Origin of the sequence: Bacteroides sp. MSK.18.37 (genome assembly GCF_019129155.2) — a bacterium.
GTDB classification, from domain to species: Bacteria; Bacteroidota; Bacteroidia; order Bacteroidales; family Bacteroidaceae; genus Bacteroides; species Bacteroides ovatus.
Genome location: NZ_JAHOIB020000001.1, coordinates 2,072,241 through 2,089,917, shown reverse-complemented (window position 1 = coordinate 2,089,917; position 17,677 = coordinate 2,072,241). Strand labels below are relative to the sequence as shown.

Here is a 17,677-nt window from a genome sequence, read left to right as displayed (position 1 = left end):
ATATTTACAACGTTTTTAAGAAATTAAACAATTAAATGTTGTTTGATTTTTCGGCTGGATGATACTGCAATTATCATTCAGCCTTCTTTTTAAGGACTTTTGTTTCTCATAATATTACGTATAAAGGTTTAACAATAAATGATCTATACTTATTTCTTCCTCACATATATTTTATCACCCACTTCTTTATATTCTATGGGTGCAGAATAAGATATAGTATGTAAGACGTCTTCAAGTTTATCTTTTAAATCCAGCTTTCCGGAAACCTGCATTCTCTCCACCTCCGTATCCAATACGAATTCTTTGCCATAGTATAGATTTAATTTTCTAAAGACCTTATCCAAAGAATCGTCTGTGTACATTAGGATATTCTTTATCCAACAGATATAAGGCTCAACATCTACATTTTGAGGAGTGTCCAGTTGGTCGCTATGAATGTTAACCAGCTGTCCCGGAGCGAGTTTGACCTGTTGCTGATTGTGGCTTTTTATATTCACACTTCCTTCCACCAACACCACGGAAGACGTTTTCTCCGATGAATATGCCGATATATTGAATGAAGTACCTAATACCTGTACTTGAAAATCTTTAGTTCTTACTATGAAGGGGGCTTTTTCATTGCGGCGTACATCGAGGAACACTTCTCCTTCAACATAAATTTCACGCTGGTCTCTTTCAAAATGAGTTGGATAAATCACCCGTGTTCCTGAATTCACCCATAGATGAGTTCCGTCTGGTAAAGTCAATTGAGTTCTTTTCCCTTTAGGGGTTATCAGCTGGTTGAATTCGGGCTTCTTCTTTTGTGGCTGAATCTGATTGACTGTATCAGAGTTGACCACCACTAAACCATTCTGCGAATAAATGATATTTGCATCGGTATCACTCACTTCTATATTCTTTTCTCCCGGTATCAACAATAGAATATCTTCTTGTAATGGGGCTGCCTGCATTTTCAATGCGAAATCGACTAATGCGCTGTCATCTGCATGGTAATAAGAGATGAACTGTTTACCCAGCCAAAACATACATAGCAGGATTGCGGCAACTGATGAATAAGTTGCCGCATAAAGTAATCGTTGATGCAACTTTTTCTTTTTGGTTGCATGGATTTGTTTTTCGATAAGTCTCCATGATTCATCCAGTTCGGTCGTTGAGACATTTCTCTCCTGTTTCCGAACATGTAGAATTACTTTGCGTATCACCTGATGTATATTTGCTTTCTTGCCTTCCATTTTTTGCTTTTATATTTAAAACGGGAGAAAAGAAAAAGTCTACTCACTTTTCTTTCATTATTTTGCAGAAAAAGATTTCTTCAGCAAATTGGGTGAACCGGACAAAGGAAATAGTAGCATTTAAGAAAGAAAAAAAGGAAGGAAAAAGAGATATTCTTTCAAGGTCATTTTAGAGCGAAGGCTCGTCAGTGTGCGGGATACTAAATTCATGGCAGATTGAGGATTAATCTCCAGGACAGCTGCAACTTCTCTATAGGATAAGCCTTTAATGTAACGAAGATAAATCGCCATCCGTTGATTCTCGGACAGTTGTTTATAAGCCTCTTGCAGATTTTTAATCATTTGTATATCCTCATCATTATCCTTAAATAAGACTTCCAGTGAGGTGTCTTCTATCGTTAAGTCGAAGGGAAGCGCATTGATATCTTCGGTGGATTTTAAAGATGAAAGTTTATCGAATATAAGGTTTTTCAAAGAAGTCAGCAGATAGGAACGCACATAATCGGTGGGAGACAAACGGGTGCTGCTGCAAAGTTTCACGAAAAGATCCTGAATGCAATCTTTAACAAATTCTTCATCTGAAACATATTTGAGTCCAAAATTCAATAGAAGCTCGTAATGTCTCTTATACAATACCTCTAATGGCTTTGTGTCACCTTTCAACATGATGTTCCATAAGGTGATGTCTTTCATATTATAATAAGATTCCCGTTGCACTGAAATATATTAGTTTGCGGCAAAAGTAACAAAAAAACTTCTCGAAACAAGGTTTATCCGGAGATTTTCCCGTAACCTAACTCTATGATAGTAAAAGAATTGTAAAAGGCTTTTATTGCAGTATGTTTTCTTTGTTACGGTCATGTTTGTTCTGTGAAAAATGATAAAACTTAATCTTTTCTTTTTTATCCTGTCATTAAATTACTTTTATACGTTGCAGATTTATATTGTATATGAAAGATTATTTTGATATATTGTCTTGGGTGGAATATACTCTATTAATATAAATATTTGAATGTTAGATGAATATATGTATGTTGTAAGCTATAGGATGCTTTTGTGTTATTCGGTTCTTCGTTAAATTTGATGGAAAGAGCTTTAGATCGCTGGGTAAATATATTAGTGAGAGGAATAAAACTGTAAGGAGAAGGTCTTTTTTCATTTTAGCTCTTTCAGTTTTTTCAGTTCTTCCTCTCTATTATAAAACCTCATAGTCAGTGAATTATATTAGTAACTGAGGTTACTGTAACCACGGTTACAAAGATGTTTATTCTGAAGGGAACAGCAAACTTTTTCTTTCTTTTTATAAATTCTTTGCTTTTCCCAATTAAAAACTTTATGATCGTTTCTATTGATTTGTACCTGTTTTATTGTCAAACTGTCAGAATAGTATTTAAGTATATGAATATCAATGCTATATCACCTGACAATAGATGCTGATAATAGGCTGATAATAAAATATATCTACTTTTACTGTCAGCCTTATTTTTATCTCTTATGATCCTTTTAATAACCTGATAAACAATAGCTTTATGAACATGTTTCGAAGTAATGCCGCATTTTTATAACAGCTTTCCAAAGTGATATCTTTTCATTAATATACCTATATAGTTCCGTTAACACGCCAGTATAGTTCCTCTAGGGTATCAGTATTGTTCCACTAAAGATACCAGTGCTTTAGTGGAACAATACCTGCTTGGTAAGTGAAAGATACCGGTTATGTAGCATTCATTTAACAGGGGCATACTCATTTTATAAAGCGTATGTGTTTTTTATGTCGATGGTATTGTTACTGTAGACAATGATAGTCTTCAGTAGTTTATAACATGGATCAAGCTGGGAATTAAGTTAGAGTATATCGACATATTGGAATGAATCCCATAACCTTGCCCCAAAGGGATCAAAGAACAGGCTGACAATAAAAGTTCTAATTTTTTTATTGTCAGGCTATTGCCATGGCTTATTGTCAGCATGTAAACCGATGATAATCATTATATTATTTGGGAAAAGCTTTGGTTGACAATAAGAATCATCAAATTTATATGTAGACCTAATATCTGTCTTTCCAATAGTACACATCTTCACAAAAATAGAGGGGAACTCCTGGATGAATCCATTTGTTCCCCTTGCAGGTGTAGCTAGCCTCTGTCTCTTATATTTTCAAAGGCAAGTAGTAACATCTAAATGTTACGTTTTCGACTCTGTAGTCGTTCGGGTGCCGCTCCACCCGAATTGACTTGCCTTTGTGATTATTACTAATTTGTCGTTTGTATCTATTGCAAATTTATAGGCACAAAAAAAGCGGAGAGCATTTGCCTATCCGCCAGAGAGGGAGTCGAAGCCCTAAACACACAAACAGGAAACACTCCCCGCATATTGCAAGGAGCATCTATCTGCTTCTCTGTGTGTTTGGAATTTTCGACTTTTCTCTGGCACAGAAATCAGCTAAACGCTTTTTTTCTTAAAACAAACAATACAGTCGCGCTACGACTGATTGTGCAAAGATAACAATTAATTAAGTTATACAGTCTTTCATTCTTTGTTTTTTCTCTGTACAGAGTGTTTTTGTTCTATATCTCGTAAAATCGTTTGAAATAGTCCGGTTCTCTTGCTATGACTATACCTCATAAGATTCATATCGTTTATTTTTTATATTTTTACTAAATCTCTCGGAGTTATGCGAATTATTGTTATTTTTGCCTCACATAATTTCTAAACAATAATTAAATTATTTATTCGTATGAAAAAGGTCTTGTTATTGTTCGCTTTAGTAGCGATAAGCGTAGTGAGTATCAATGCTCAAGACAACCTGAAATGGGGTGTGATGGCAGGTATGAATGTTAGCAAATACACCATTACAGGGTTTGACAGCAGGATAGGTTTTCACGCAGGAGTTAAAGCAGAGGTCGGATTGTCGCAGGATGCGAATGGCAGTGGCGCATATATGGATTTCGCTGCATTGCTGACATTGAAAGGCGCTAAGATTGACGGAGGATCAGTGGCGAGTCTGACATTCAATCCGTATTATTTGGAAGTACCGGTGCGTGTTGGGTATAAATATGCAGTCAATGATGACTTTGCGCTATTTGGAAGTGTAGGACCTTATGTTGCTGTTGGTTTGTTTGGAAAGATGAAAGCGAAGGTGGATGGTGATATTGCGGATATAGCGGGCTTGGACGGTAATTCAGCCTCCGAAGATATATTTGGAGATGATGGTCTGAAACGGTTCGACTTTGGTCTTGGGTTGAAAGCAGGCGTTGAGTTCAGCAAGAAATATCAGGTGGCCATTAGTTATGATTTTGGACTCGTTGAAGTGGCAAAAGATCTCGGAATGAAGAACAGAAACCTGATGATCTCGTTGGGATATATGTTCTGAAACCGATTTTGCAACTTTGTTGCATGAATCATTTGCTACCTTTGCATCAACTAAATGATGAATGTTATGGGACATTGTAGTTGTGGCGCTCATTCATGCGCAGCAGAAAAAAAGGTTGATGCAAAGGTTTCGGTATTCCATGAATATGGGAAAGTGATATTCTCTCTCCTGCTTCTGACAAGTGGAATAATTATGAATGCTCTCGATTTAGCATTCTTCCGTGAAGGATCTGTTGCCTTGATATGGTATATCGTGGCCTATCTTCCGGTAGGAATTCCAGTGATGAAAGAAGCCTGGGAAAGTATCAGGGAAAAAGACTATTTCAGTGAGTTCACTCTAATGATTATAGCTACTTTGGGAGCTTTCTATATTGGTGAATATCCGGAAGGAGTAGCCGTGATGTTATTCTATACAGTAGGAGAACTGTTTCAGGATAAAGCGGTAGATAAAGCCAAACGTAATATTGGAGCCTTATTGGATGTAAGACCCGAGAAAGCATTAGTGCTCCGGGAAGGCAATCTTGTTATTGAAAGCCCTAAAAAGATAAAAGTCGGTGAAATCATAGAAATAAAGGCAGGCGAACGGGTGCCATTGGATGGAACTATGCAGAATGAAGTGGCTGCCTTCAATACAGCCGCATTAACAGGTGAAAGCGTTCCTCGTAATATTCGGAAAGGTGAAGAAGTACTTGCCGGAATGATTGTAACCGATAAGGTTATCCGGCTCGAGGTAACGAGACCTTTTGATAAGAGTGCACTTGCCCGAATATTGGAACTTGTTCAGAATGCTTCCGAACGTAAGGCTCCGGCTGAATTGTTTATTCGTAAGTTTGCGCGCATTTATACACCTATTGTTATAGCGCTTGCAGTGTTAATTGTTTTGTGTCCATTTGTTTATTCACTTATTAATCCTCCATTTGTATTTGCATTTAATGATTGGCTATACAGAGCTTTGGTCTTTCTGGTGATTTCGTGTCCCTGTGCGTTGGTGGTTAGTATTCCGTTGGGCTACTTTGGGGGAATTGGAGCGGCATCCCGGTTGGGAATTTTATTCAAGGGTGGTAATTATCTGGATGCTATCACTAAGATCAATACAGTGGTATTCGATAAAACTGGAACCCTGACAAAAGGAACCTTTGAAGTACAGGCCTGTAAAAGTGCAGGCGAGGTTTCGGAAGAAGAATTAGTGAAACTGGTTGCTTCGGTAGAAAGTGATAGTACTCATCCGATTGCCAAGGCTGTTGTGAATTATGCGAAAGAACAAAACATTGAATGTGTAGCTGTTACCGGTACAAAAGAATTTGCCGGCTATGGTTTGGAAGCAACGATAGACGGGGCTATGGTTCTGGTCGGTAATTGCCGGTTACTGTCTAAGTTTGATATATCCTATCCAAAAGAACTGCTGGAAATAACGGATACCATCGTGGTCTGTGCTGTTGGAAACCGTTATGCAGGTTATCTGCTGCTGGCTGATGCCCTGAAAGAGGACGCAAAGGTAGCTATTGACAATTTAAAAGCTTTAAATATTGAAAACATCCAGATACTATCCGGTGATAAACAGAGTATTGTTACTAACTTTGCAGAAAAGCTCGGTATATCGAAAGCTTATGGTGACCTGTTGCCGGAAGGAAAAGTGAATCATCTGGAAGAGCTGCGGCAGGATGAGGCAAACCGGATCGCATTTGTCGGTGATGGAATGAACGATGCACCGGTGCTCGCTCTAAGTCATGTTGGCATTGCTATGGGAGGACTGGGTAGTGATGCGGCTATTGAAACAGCCGATGTCGTGATACAGACAGACCAGCCGTCGAAGGTAGCCGAAGCTATCAAAGTAGGAAAACTGACACGAAGAATTATTTGGCAGAATGTATCACTGGCATTTGGAGTGAAATTACTTGTATTGATTTTGGGAGCCGGTGGAATTGCTACTCTTTGGGAAGCTGTCTTTGCAGATGTGGGTGTTGCGCTACTTGCCATTATGAATGCTGTCAGAATACAGAAAATGATAAAATAGGAGAAAGATGGAAGAAGATATTTATTTGGATAAGTTGGATAGAAGAGGTATCAAGCCAACTGCCATAAGGCTTCTGGTGATAAAAGCGATGATGCAGGCAGAGCGTGCGGTGTCATTGCTCGATTTGGAAACACTGCTCGATACAGTCGATAAATCGACTATATCCCGTACCATCGCTCTCTTCTTGTCTCATCACCTCATACATAGCATAGACGATGGGAGCGGCTCGTTGAAGTATGCCGTTTGCGACAACTCCTGCAATTGTGTGGTACAGGATTTACATTCGCATTTTTATTGTGAGAAATGTCATCGTACATTCTGCCTGGAAGGTACACATATCCCGGTGATTGATTTGCCTAAAGGATTTACTTTGCATAGTATAAACTATGTACTAAAAGGAGTTTGTTCCGAATGTACTTCTCAAAAATGACAGATATTTTATAAACTTCGATGCGCAGTTTTATTCCATTCACTAATTTGGATAGGATAATCACTATATTTCGCACTTTGAGTACCTGTAACTTCAGTTTAGGTACTTTCCCCATTTTGTCTATTTTTTTAATTGACGAATTATCCCCAACTTTGCATAGTCATTTGAATTGGAGTCTTGAAAGATTTATAGACTAAGTGGGGGGTATATGTGATATGTAAGTAATTGGAATAAAAGCCGAAAAAGAGATGTATTTTCTCTTTTTCGGCTTTTTGCTAATATTGTTTGATTAGTCAATATTGGGATTCAATGCGTGCCAGTCTTTAATAGCTGGGATGATCCCCATTTCAATCACTTCATCACGAAGTTTGCATAAATGCTCGTAGCTTTTTTCCAATTCTTCCTGTTCGGCAGGAGTTCCGGCTACTTCTTTATAAGTGACGCCGTCTTTAGTTATTGAAGTTTCCATCGCCATCATGATATGGTCGAACTTACTGTTAGAAACATACGTTCCGGCAGGCCAGCGGAAAGGTTGTCCACCCATAGCAGCGGCAATCATTTCGATAGAAAGATAAGCCGGGCTTTGGAAAGAAGAACGACCGCGCAGGTCGATAATATGCTTACCACCCTGGATGACACGTACTTTCAGTGCTTCCCAATCTGCCAATGGAAGACGGGTAGTGCCGATGAAATCGGTCAAAGGCTCTCCTTTTATTTTGGTTGTAGATGCGAATACAGCCATTTGTTCGCCATGACCACCATACGTACGGCAATTCTGAATGTCGGAAGCCGGGATATGGAAGAATTTCACCAGTTCGTTTTGCAGACGGGTGCTGTCCAAGGCAGCCAGTGTAGAAACTTGAGAGGGTTTCAAACCTGAATACAACAAAGTAATCAATCCGGTGATGTCTGCAGGATTAAAGATCACAACGATATGTTTTACGTTCGGGCAATATTGATGAACATCTTTACCGAATTGAGCGGCAATTTCTGCATTTCCCTTCAGCAAATCTTCGCGGGTCATACCTGCTTTACGGGCAGCTCCACCGGAAGAGACAATGTAAGAAGCTCCTGTCAGCGCTTCTTTGATATCGGAAGTAAATGTAAGGTTGACACCTTCAAAACCGCAGTGATACAATTCTTCAGCTACTCCTTCCAGAGCCGGGGCAAATGGATCATACAGGCAAATATTCGGAGTGAGTCTCATCATCATGGCTGTTTGTGCCATATTGGAGCCGATCATTCCGGCAGCTCCTACAATCGTAAGTTTCTCGTTGGTTAGAAATTCCATAAGTTTATATGTTTAAAGGTGAATAATTTACTTTTTCTTTTTGTCGCTACAAAGTTAACATATTAGAAAGCAGATTGTTCATTGCAAATAGTTTTGCCCGATAACGAAAAGTTATGGCTGACTGTTTGAGAGATCTATTCAAAATAGATTATCTTTGTGTCTTATTACAATAAATAGATAAGAATATGAGCATCGAATTAGGAAAGTTCAATCAGCTTGAAGTCGTGAAAGAAGTAGATTTCGGCGTATATCTCGATGGTGGGGAAGAAGGTGAGATTTTGTTGCCTACCCGCTATGTGCCCGAAGACTGTAAGATAGGAGATTTTTTGAACGTGTTTCTTTATCTGGATATGGATGAAAGACTGATTGCTACGACGCTGACTCCGTTGGTGCAGGTAGGTCAGTTCGCCTGTCTGGAAGTCTCCTGGGTGAATCAATACGGAGCTTTCCTGAACTGGGGATTGATGAAAGACCTGTTCGTTCCGTTCAGTGAGCAGAAGATGAAAATGCAGGTTGGGCGGAAATATGTGGTCCATGCGCATTTGGATGAAGAGAGTTATCGTATTGTGGCTTCAGCAAAGGTGGAACGTTATCTGTCGAAAGAAAAGCCGGAATATACTCCGGAAGCAGAAGTGAATATCCTTATCTGGCAGAAGACGGATTTGGGCTTTAAAGCGATTATAGATAATAAGTATAGCGGTTTGCTGTATGAAAATGAAATATTCTGTCCGTTGGAAACAGGAATGGAGATGAAAGCTTTTGTGAAACAGGTGCGTGAAGATGGTAAGGTAGACCTGATTCTTCAGAAACCCGGTTTTGAAAAGATTGACGATTTTTCGAAAACGCTGCTCGACTATATCAAAGCGCATGGAGGACGGATCAACTTGAATGATAAAAGTCCTGCGGAAGATATTTATGACACGTTTGGTGTTAGCAAGAAAACCTTTAAGAAAGGAGTGGGCGACTTGTATAAGAAACGTCTGATTACCTTGCATGAGGATGGCATTGCTTTGGCGGATTCCTAAACAGAATAGGGATTTCCCTACATACGAATAGAGAGAATCATTGGGGTGGGGAGTTTCCTCACCCTATTTTTGTGCTATCAGATTAAAGATATAAATAATTAAAAACTAGATAAGCTATGCGTAAGATTATAATAAGTTTCTGTATCCTGTTCGCTGCCCTCTCCTTACAAGCGCAGTCTGTTAACGGAATCCGTATCGATGGCGGGAATACTCCGATTCTTGTTTACCTGGGAGGGAACCAGATATGTTTACCTACTACTACCTGCTTTATAGCCAATTTAAATCCCGGACATTATACTGTTGAAGTGTTTGCCACCCGCTTTACCCGTGCGGGAGAGCGAGTATGGAAAGGAGAAAAATTATATAAAGATCTCGTTTATTTTGATGGGAGAGGAGTGACAGAAATATGGGTAGACGGACGTGATAACATGCGCCCGGAAAGACCCGGCCGTCCCGAACAGGGAGAACATCGTCCGGGATATGGTTACAACAGGGTGATGAACGATCAGCTCTTCCAAACGTTTTATAAAGAGATGAAGAATGAGCCTTTTAAAGATGACCGTATGAAGTTGCTCAATGCTGCATTGGCTGGTTCTGATTTCACATCTGCCCAATGTCTCCAACTGACCAAACTATATACATTCGATGATGACCGGATGGAGATTATGAAGATCATGTATCCCCGGATTGTAGATAAGGAAGCTTTCTTTACGGTGATTAATACCCTGACATTTAGCTCCAGCAAGGAAAAGATGAAGGATTTTATCATAGGGTACGGTAAACGTTGATACTATTAACTAAAAACGATACGGTTATGAAAAAGATACATATTATGCTGTGTTTGGCGTTGGGAATATTGGTCAGTGGCTGTTTTACCAGCTATGTATCTACCAAACAGATGATGGGTATATATCAGGGAATGACTCAATCTCAGGTAGAGTCCGTTTTAGGAAAACCTGATTTCCGGCGTTTTGACGGTGATATGGAAGAATGGGAATTCCATCGTGATAACGGTACGCCTGTACTTACTTCGGAACCTGTGACGATAATCGTTCAGTTTGTAAATAGAGAGGTGGTTAGTATGGATACGTTCAAAGGTTATGGCAGACCTGCACCAATGCATTCCGTTGTAGTACCGCCTGCTGTGAACACTACCGTTGAAGTCTTTCCTAATCATGAACAGGTGGAAGAAGCTCGTTTGATGACTGATCCGGAGTTTGATGAATTTATCAATAAGCTTAAAATAACGGTTATGAATGAAGACCAGAAGAAGCTTGTCGATCGGATGTTGAGAACGTATGATGTCACTTCAAATCAATGTGTGAAAATAGTGAAGGAGATTTCGTATACTCCTGACCAGGTGGAGATGATGAAGAAGCTGTATCCTTATGTAAGGGATAAAAGAAATTTTAATAAGGTGATCGATATTTTATTTTCTAATGCATATAAAGATGAGATGCGTAAGTTTATTGAGGAATATCATCAGAATAATAAATGATAGGAGATTGAATTATGAAACGAATACTGTTTTTACTCTTTGCTGTCGGTCTGACTGCCAATATGACCGTAATGGCTGGAATGAGCACTAGCAAGGTACGTAAGGAGACGCGTTTTCTTACCGATAAGATGGCATATGAATTGAGCTTGAGTACACAGCAATATAATGATGCGTATGAAATTAATTACGACTTTATTTATTCTGTCCGTAATATCATGGATTACGTAGCACGTGGTTACGAATGGGCATTGGATGATTATTATGAAGCGTTGGATATCCGTAATGACGATCTTCGCTGGATATTGAGTGATGCACAGTATCGCCGGTTCCTCGGTGCCGAGTATTTCTATCGGCCAATCTATGTAACCGGAGGGAAATGGAGTTTCAGGGTTTATGTTAATTACCCGAATCGCAGTTTGTTTTATTTTGGTGTGCCTTACCATTACCGTACTTATTGTGGAGCACATTATCGTCCACACTTTCACCATGTGAGTTATTATCGGGGCAGATATACTAATTTCAACCATTATTCTGCACCGCATCGGGTGAGAGATCAGCGAGTATTCCACTCTTATCGTCGTTCGGATTTCGGTTCTGTCCGGTTCCGTCCGAATACTTCCACTCGTCCGCATAATGCACCGACACGTCCGGGTAATTCTTCCCGTCCGGGTTCATCGACAACGCGTCCTGGTACGTCTCGCCCAAGTACCTCTACTCGTCCTGATACTTCTACTCGTCCCGGAACGACAACAAGACCTGGTACGTCAACACGTCCCCGTCCGGAATCTGGAGGAGATCGGCCTTCGACTTCTGTCAGACCATCTACACCGTCCGGAAGTGGGAGACCTGGTAACAATGTTGCTCCTGATAAAAATGGGAATACGAATAGAGTAGAAAGTGATCGTAATTCTGGTCGTCGTCCGGAAACAGGTTCCGGTTCTTCAAGCTCTAATCGCAGACCAACAAGCGGAAGTTCAACTGGTTCCAGTTCCTCCAATCGTGAAAGTGGAAAAACAAGTAGCAGTTCGAGAGAAAGTTCAAGTAAACGAAACGATAGTGGTTCCTATAATAGAAATAACAGTTCCGAGAGAAATAATAGCTCTTCCGGTTCCAGTCGCGGTAGTTCCAGTCGTAGTAGCTCCAGTCGCAGTAGCGGTAGTACTACTAGTCGTAGCAGCAGTACCACTTCTAACCGGAGTAGCGGTAGCTCGAGCTCTACTCGAAGCGGCGGTAGCTCTACCCGGAGCAATGTTTCTAGTGGACAAACAGAAAGACGCTCTTCTTCCGGAAGTACGAGAAGCAATAGCACTCAAAGTTCTTCCCGTTCCTCTGAAAGAAACAGCAGCAGTTCAAGAAGATAACCTATTCCTTTATTATTTATATCAATCTCATTACTCCTCAGCGGAAGGAGAACTAGACTCCGGGTTTTCACCGGCTAGACTATTCCGGGCAGCGCCCGTAACTTGGATATCGGGGCGGATACTATCCGCCTCGATTTCACTTATTACTCCTTTCTGTGCAAGCCGCTTGGCTATCAACTTATAATAGCCTTCCATATTCTCCTTTAACTGTCCGCCTTCAGCAAAAGAGCTGCGGAAATGCTTGGGCTTCGGGATAATGGAAGCCAGGAAAATACTTTCTTCCGTGTTCAGTTGTGAAGGGCGTTTATTGAAATAATAAGCAGAAGCTTCCTGAATACCATAAACGAGCGGTCCCCATTCAACAATGTTCAGATATACTTCGTACATGCGTTCTTTAGAAGTTAATCTTTCATTTTCTATTAGCCATACAATCAATGCCTCTTCCAATTTACGTGCAAAGTTCTTATTACGGTTCAGGAATACATTCTTTACGAGTTGCATGGTGATCGTGCTTCCTCCACGTGCAAAGCGTTTCACTTGCAGGTCGTAAATCAATGCTTCCCGTAGGGCGTCGGGCAGGAAACCGCGATGGTAAAAGAATGCTCCGTCTTCACTTTGCATAACGGACATTCTTAGGATGGGTGAAATGCTATCCAATGGTGTAAAGTGTTTGCACGAGGGACCAATAGGAAAAGTCCGCACCGGTATTCCATTCTCATAAGCTGTATAAATGAACTCGCCGGACATTTTGGAGAGTGAAGTGGCTCCATAGCTTGTGATGCGGAAGTCTTTCTCTTTCAGTTCGGATTCCAGTTTGAGACTATCTAGTTGTGCAAAATCAATATCTAATAGAAAATGATAGGTCAACTCGCCACTTGTCTTGATGCCTTCCAGATTGCTGAATAATCCTTTGGGGAGAGAGCTGAACAGATCATCTGCCGGAAACCAGGATTTGTTGACCGCAGCAGTGAAATGCCAGTTTCCTTTCTCTTTCTCGGCTCGCAAATAAGGATGAAACTGGAGTTTGTTGAAATCAACAATGGTCGTGCTATCCAGCTCGAGTGAGTGCCCGCTTATGTTCATCTCGTAACAGAGTTGTCCACGATTGAGATGAATTACTTCAGGAGAGAGAGCTTTATGAAATACGTCAAGTCCGTTCACTCTCGCTTTTCCTTTGAGGAGCAGTTGATTGGATGCACGCTTATCTTTAGTCATATTATAAGATAGGGTGTCGAAAGTGACTTCTGCTCCAAAACGGCGGGTAATATAAGGTAGTGAGATTTTTCTTTTTTCCGGGGCAAAGAGAGATGCTTTTAATGTATAGTCTCTTCTGTTTAGTTCGCCGGTCGCTTCCCATAGTTGTTGAGGAAGTGTATCTTCTTTTATCTGAATGGTTGATTGGAAATGATTGTTCTCAATAATAAAAGAAGGAATGTTGACTGCAACGAAATTACTATCTTTACGTTCGGTTATATTGATTTGCCTGAGTTGCCCGTTTTCAGGCAGGAAACCGTAAATGAGGTTTAATATCCGGTCAATACGGTTGGCATAGTCACTTTCTATGACAGGTTGGAGTTCTGCTTCTTGTTGCCGTTTAAAGAACAGGAAATCGTAGTTAGCTATGCTATCATGCTTGATGAAGTTGATTGCAAGGCCATTCATAAGCACATTCCGTACTTCGATTTCTCCTTTTAGCAATTCCCAAAAACTTAGTTTTACATTGACGGATTGTAATGTCAGGAGGGTATCCCGTTGGTTGGGAACAATAGAAAGTCCTTGTAAAGCCACTTCATTGTAGCCTTTCATTCGTAACTCCTGATAATGAATTTGTAGACCGTATGTTTGTTCGGCACGTGTAGCTCGTTTGTCAACGATATGGCATAAAATGACATTGCGGAATGCAAAGAGACAAATAAGGCTGGTAAGCAAGATACTGGTAGCCGATAGAATGATAATTCTTTTTTTGCTGGACGTTTCCATCTTCTTTTTCTTGATATGATAATCGCTGCAAAGGTAGATAATAATTCGGGCAACAAGCGGAGTATTTTCCCATTTTTAGAGTTATATTCATCAGTAGAAAGAAGAAAATGCGAAAAAAATGGTTAGTTGTTCGCTTTTAAGCGTACAACTGTTCGTTTTCGTACACCGTTCTGTTTTATGATTTCCTTGATTATTAGTTAGTTATCGTTTTGGCACGCTCGTTGCATCTCTATAGTCGCAAGCGGACAACGAAGAAAAATGAAAAAAACTTCAGAAGGTTGCAACCGTTTGAGACGCTTGATCCGTCTAATAAACAGAAGAATAAAAACAGAATGTTGAACAAATAAAAAATATACAATTATGAAGACTACAGTATTATTCAGAATGATCGTTTTAGTTGCTATGGTATTTGCAGGAATCGCTAATGCAACAGTGAAGGCACAGGGTAATAACTTCATTACTAATGAAGAAAAAGTAGATGATCTCGTAGTATCGAAAGTGATTTACAGACTCGATGGTTCTCTCTATCGCCACATGAAATATGATTTTACTTATGACGATCAGAAGAGAATATCCTCCAAAGAAGCTTTCAAATGGGATGCTTCTATTGAAAAATGGATACCGTACTTCAAGATTGATTATACTTATTCATCTAATGAAATCACTTTGGTATACGCACGTTGGAATGACTCTCACAGAGCTTACGACGCATCTGTTGAAAAGAGTGTTTATGAACTGAATGACGCTAATATGCCGGTTGCTTATATGAACTACAAATGGAATGATAAATGGATTGAAGAATCCGGTTCCAGCTGGGCTATGAATGTGTCTGTTCCGGCAACTAATGAAGCAACTCTGCTGACTGCCAGCAGATAAAAATAAATCGGAGTTGTGAAACTCCTTCTCTCTCTTTTAATTTAACTACATTAAAAACGGTGGATTTCCTTATGGGATAATCCACCGTTCTGTTTATCTGATGAACAGTTATGATTAGCTTTTGTAACTCTTCAATATTTATTTAACGAGTGGTAGATATTCTCCATAACCTTCCTCTTTCATTTTATCTTTCGGGATAAAACGAAGTGAAGCGCTATTGATGCAATAACGTAATCCACCTTTCTCTTTCGGCCCATCTGTGAATACGTGTCCCAAATGAGCATCTCCGGTTTTACTGCGTACTTCCGTACGTATCATGCCGTGTGAAGTATCTTTCTTTTCTGCGATCAGATCTTTTTGAATTGGTTGGGAAAAGCTTGGCCACCCGCAACCTGAATCGAACTTGTCAGTAGAAACAAACAGAGGTTCTCCGGTAGTAATATCTACATAAATGCCGGGACGATGCTCATTCCAGTATTCATTGTGGAAAGCTGGTTCGGTGGCATTCTTTTGGGTTACGGCATATTGTTCCGCCGAGAGTTTCTTACGAAGGGTTGCATCATCCGCTTTTTGATACACTTTAGCTTTCGGCGCATTCGCTTTGCGTGCCATTTCGAATAAAGCAGGATTGATATGGCAGTATCCACCCGGATTTTTATCCAGATAGTCCTGGTGGTAAGTCTCTGCCGGATAGAAATTAGTCAATGGCTTTACTTCTAGGACAATAGGAGTTTTATATTGTGCGGATAATAATTGAATTGCCTGCTTGATGACAGGGAGATCTTCTTTATCTACATAATAAATTCCGGTTCTATACTGTGTTCCCCGGTCATTACCTTGCCGGTTGAGGCTGGTAGGATCTATTGTCTTGAAATATAGATCGAGCAGTAAATTCAAATCTACCGTTTTCGGATCATAAACCACCTTTACTGTTTCGGCAGCATTGGTTTTTCCGGAACAGACCTGTTCATAACTCGGATTGGCAACATTACTGTTGGCATATCCTACCTGAGTACTTTCTACTCCTCGAATTTGTTTCAGGAAATGTTCTGTTCCCCAGAAACATCCTCCCGCAAAATAGATTTCTGCTTGATTCTTCATTGGTTTAGCAACTCCTAAAAATGTATTACTAATCATTATAATCACTAGGACGATAAAATACTTCATATCCGTTAGTTCTTTCTATAATAACGAATGAACCAACGGATATGTTTTAAGGAACTACTATACTAAACTCAATTTTATTTCTTTTTTATTCAATGACCTGTCCTTTGTAGAAATCCAGAATTTTAGTCCGGAACAGGTAGTCATATTTTGCCTGCAACTTATCCGAAAGAGCTTTCGTCAGATTAAGTTTGGCTTCATTGTATTCCACAAAGGTAGCTTTGCCGTTATTGAATTTCTCACTCATCAGGCGGAAAGATTCTTCGTTGGCTTTTACTGCCACTTCACTGGAGTTGTATTTACTTTCTGCTGCCAGAGCATTGTACCAGGCTTGCTGAATTTCTTTATAGAGTATTTTTTTACTGTTATCCAACTTCAAGGATAAATCTATTTGTTGCAAACGAGCGGTGCGTACCCGGTTTCTTGTGGCAAAACGGTTGAAGATTGGCACGCTCAAATTAAATCCTATATATTTATTCAGATTGTTTTTCATCTGACTGCCGAAGCTGCTCTCTGATCTTCCGCTAACCGTATAATAATTACTTCCCAGACCGGCACTGAAAGAGAGTTGTGGATAAAACGCACTTTGGGCAATACGAATACTATTAAGACTACCTTGTAAACGATATTCTGCAGCCTTAATGCTTGGTTTGTAAGTAAGCGCCTGTGTATATATGTCATCCGGCGGAGTGAGAGATTCGAACTCTAATTCTTCCTTAGGGCTTTCGAGTACAAATCCTTCAGGCGTGGGTAATTCCAAGAGTTGGGTGAGATCCAGTAAGGACAGTTTGTACGTATTGTCTGATTGTACAGCAGTCATTTCATCCTGTGCAACACGGGCTTGTGCTTCGGCCACTTCAGAAGAGGATGCCTTACCCACTCCCTGAAGACCTTGAATACGTTTTAACTGGTCTTTGCTTAAATCGACCTGATTATGAGCAATCTTACTTAATTCTTGATTGAATAAAACCTGTAAATAAGCCGAAGTGACATTGATTGCAATATCCTCTCTGGCTTTATTCAAATCTTCTATAGCAGCTTTTAAATCCAGTTTGGCAAGTGAATATTGGTTGGACAATTGCAAACCGGTAAATATAGGTACGTTTGTTCCCAAGCTGAAACTAGTATTGGCGCTGTTGATGTCACTATACGAGTTGTCTATCGGAGAAGCGGTACGACCCCAACTCCAGTTTTGGCTGGCACTACCGCTCAGATTCGGAAGGCGTGCCCATTTAGTAGTGTTTACACTCACTTTGCCTGCTTCGACATTATTGGCCGATTGACGGATTTCTATATTATGTTCAATGGCATAGTCGATACATTGCCGCAGCGTCCACGCTTGCGAAGAGTTGTTCTGTGCCTGAATGGAGGTGATTCCGACTCCGGCAAGCAGAAGGGCTGATATGGTTTTACGAATTATTTTCATCGGATTCA

Annotated in this window: 14 protein-coding genes; 8 read left to right on the top strand and 6 right to left on the bottom strand. The window is 40.1% G+C overall.

Annotated elements, in window-relative coordinates:
• Positions 1–149: 149 nt before the first annotated feature.
• Complete coding sequence (locus KSX81_RS08805) at positions 150–1,232, bottom strand: FecR family protein (protein ID WP_004296223.1); 1,083 nt, start codon at positions 1,230–1,232, stop codon at positions 150–152.
• A 120-nt stretch (positions 1,233–1,352) separates the two neighbouring features.
• On the bottom strand, positions 1,353–1,925 hold the full coding sequence (locus tag KSX81_RS08800) for an RNA polymerase sigma factor (RefSeq protein ID WP_004296222.1): 573 nt from the start codon (positions 1,923–1,925) through the stop codon (positions 1,353–1,355).
• A gap of 2,044 nt (positions 1,926–3,969) precedes the next feature.
• On the opposite strand from KSX81_RS08800, the gene KSX81_RS08795 reads away from it, so the two are divergent.
• From KSX81_RS08795 to KSX81_RS08785, 3 genes are all read left to right on the top strand, one after another.
• Positions 3,970–4,605, top strand: coding sequence for a porin family protein (locus KSX81_RS08795; RefSeq protein WP_004296220.1), 636 nt, complete (start codon positions 3,970–3,972; stop codon positions 4,603–4,605).
• Positions 4,606–4,671: 66 nt separating this feature from the next.
• Positions 4,672–6,618 carry a heavy metal translocating P-type ATPase gene (locus KSX81_RS08790; RefSeq protein WP_004311956.1) on the top strand — a complete coding sequence of 649 codons (1,947 nt, stop codon included), beginning with the start codon at positions 4,672–4,674 and terminating at the stop codon, positions 6,616–6,618.
• A gap of 7 nt (positions 6,619–6,625) precedes the next feature.
• A complete protein-coding gene (locus KSX81_RS08785) occupies positions 6,626–7,048 on the top strand; it encodes a Fur family transcriptional regulator (protein WP_004296218.1) in 423 nt (140 codons plus the stop codon).
• Between the two features lie 289 nt (positions 7,049–7,337).
• Here KSX81_RS08785 and KSX81_RS08780 read toward each other — a convergent pair whose 3' ends face one another.
• Entirely contained in the window at positions 7,338–8,339 is a 1,002-nt protein-coding gene (locus tag KSX81_RS08780; RefSeq protein WP_004296217.1) for a malate dehydrogenase, read from the bottom strand.
• Between the two features lie 185 nt (positions 8,340–8,524).
• Here KSX81_RS08780 and KSX81_RS08775 point away from each other — a divergent pair, with 185 nt between their 5' ends.
• From KSX81_RS08775 to KSX81_RS08760, 4 genes are all read left to right on the top strand, one after another.
• On the top strand, positions 8,525–9,364 hold the full coding sequence (locus KSX81_RS08775; RefSeq protein ID WP_004296216.1) for a S1 RNA-binding domain-containing protein: 840 nt from the start codon (positions 8,525–8,527) through the stop codon (positions 9,362–9,364).
• A 116-nt stretch (positions 9,365–9,480) separates the two neighbouring features.
• The gene (locus KSX81_RS08770; protein ID WP_004296215.1) at positions 9,481–10,152 is read left to right on the top strand and encodes a DUF4476 domain-containing protein; all 672 of its coding nucleotides are present in this window, start codon (positions 9,481–9,483) and stop codon (positions 10,150–10,152) included.
• A gap of 26 nt (positions 10,153–10,178) precedes the next feature.
• A complete protein-coding gene (locus tag KSX81_RS08765) occupies positions 10,179–10,862 on the top strand; it encodes a DUF4476 domain-containing protein (RefSeq protein WP_004306992.1) in 684 nt (227 codons plus the stop codon).
• Positions 10,863–10,876: 14 nt separating this feature from the next.
• Positions 10,877–12,223, top strand: coding sequence for a hypothetical protein (locus KSX81_RS08760; protein ID WP_004323269.1), 1,347 nt, complete (start codon positions 10,877–10,879; stop codon positions 12,221–12,223).
• A gap of 30 nt (positions 12,224–12,253) precedes the next feature.
• Here KSX81_RS08760 and KSX81_RS08755 read toward each other — a convergent pair whose 3' ends face one another.
• Positions 12,254–14,203: a transglycosylase domain-containing protein gene (locus KSX81_RS08755; protein WP_004296211.1), complete on the bottom strand. Its 1,950-nt coding sequence runs from the start codon at positions 14,201–14,203 to the stop codon at positions 12,254–12,256.
• Between the two features lie 360 nt (positions 14,204–14,563).
• Between KSX81_RS08755 and KSX81_RS08750 the strand changes: the two genes are divergently transcribed.
• Entirely contained in the window at positions 14,564–15,079 is a 516-nt protein-coding gene (locus tag KSX81_RS08750) for a DUF3836 domain-containing protein (protein WP_004296208.1), read from the top strand.
• A 138-nt stretch (positions 15,080–15,217) separates the two neighbouring features.
• Here the strand turns inward: KSX81_RS08750 and msrB are convergent, their stop codons facing one another.
• Together msrB and KSX81_RS08740 are read right to left on the bottom strand one after the other, a co-directional pair.
• The gene (gene msrB, locus KSX81_RS08745) at positions 15,218–16,246 is read right to left on the bottom strand and encodes a peptide-methionine (R)-S-oxide reductase MsrB (protein ID WP_004296207.1); all 1,029 of its coding nucleotides are present in this window, start codon (positions 16,244–16,246) and stop codon (positions 15,218–15,220) included.
• A gap of 85 nt (positions 16,247–16,331) precedes the next feature.
• Positions 16,332–17,669, bottom strand: a complete 1,338-nt coding sequence (locus KSX81_RS08740) for a TolC family protein (RefSeq protein ID WP_004296206.1) — start codon at positions 17,667–17,669, stop codon at positions 16,332–16,334.
• Between the last annotated feature and the right edge of the window lie 8 nt (positions 17,670–17,677).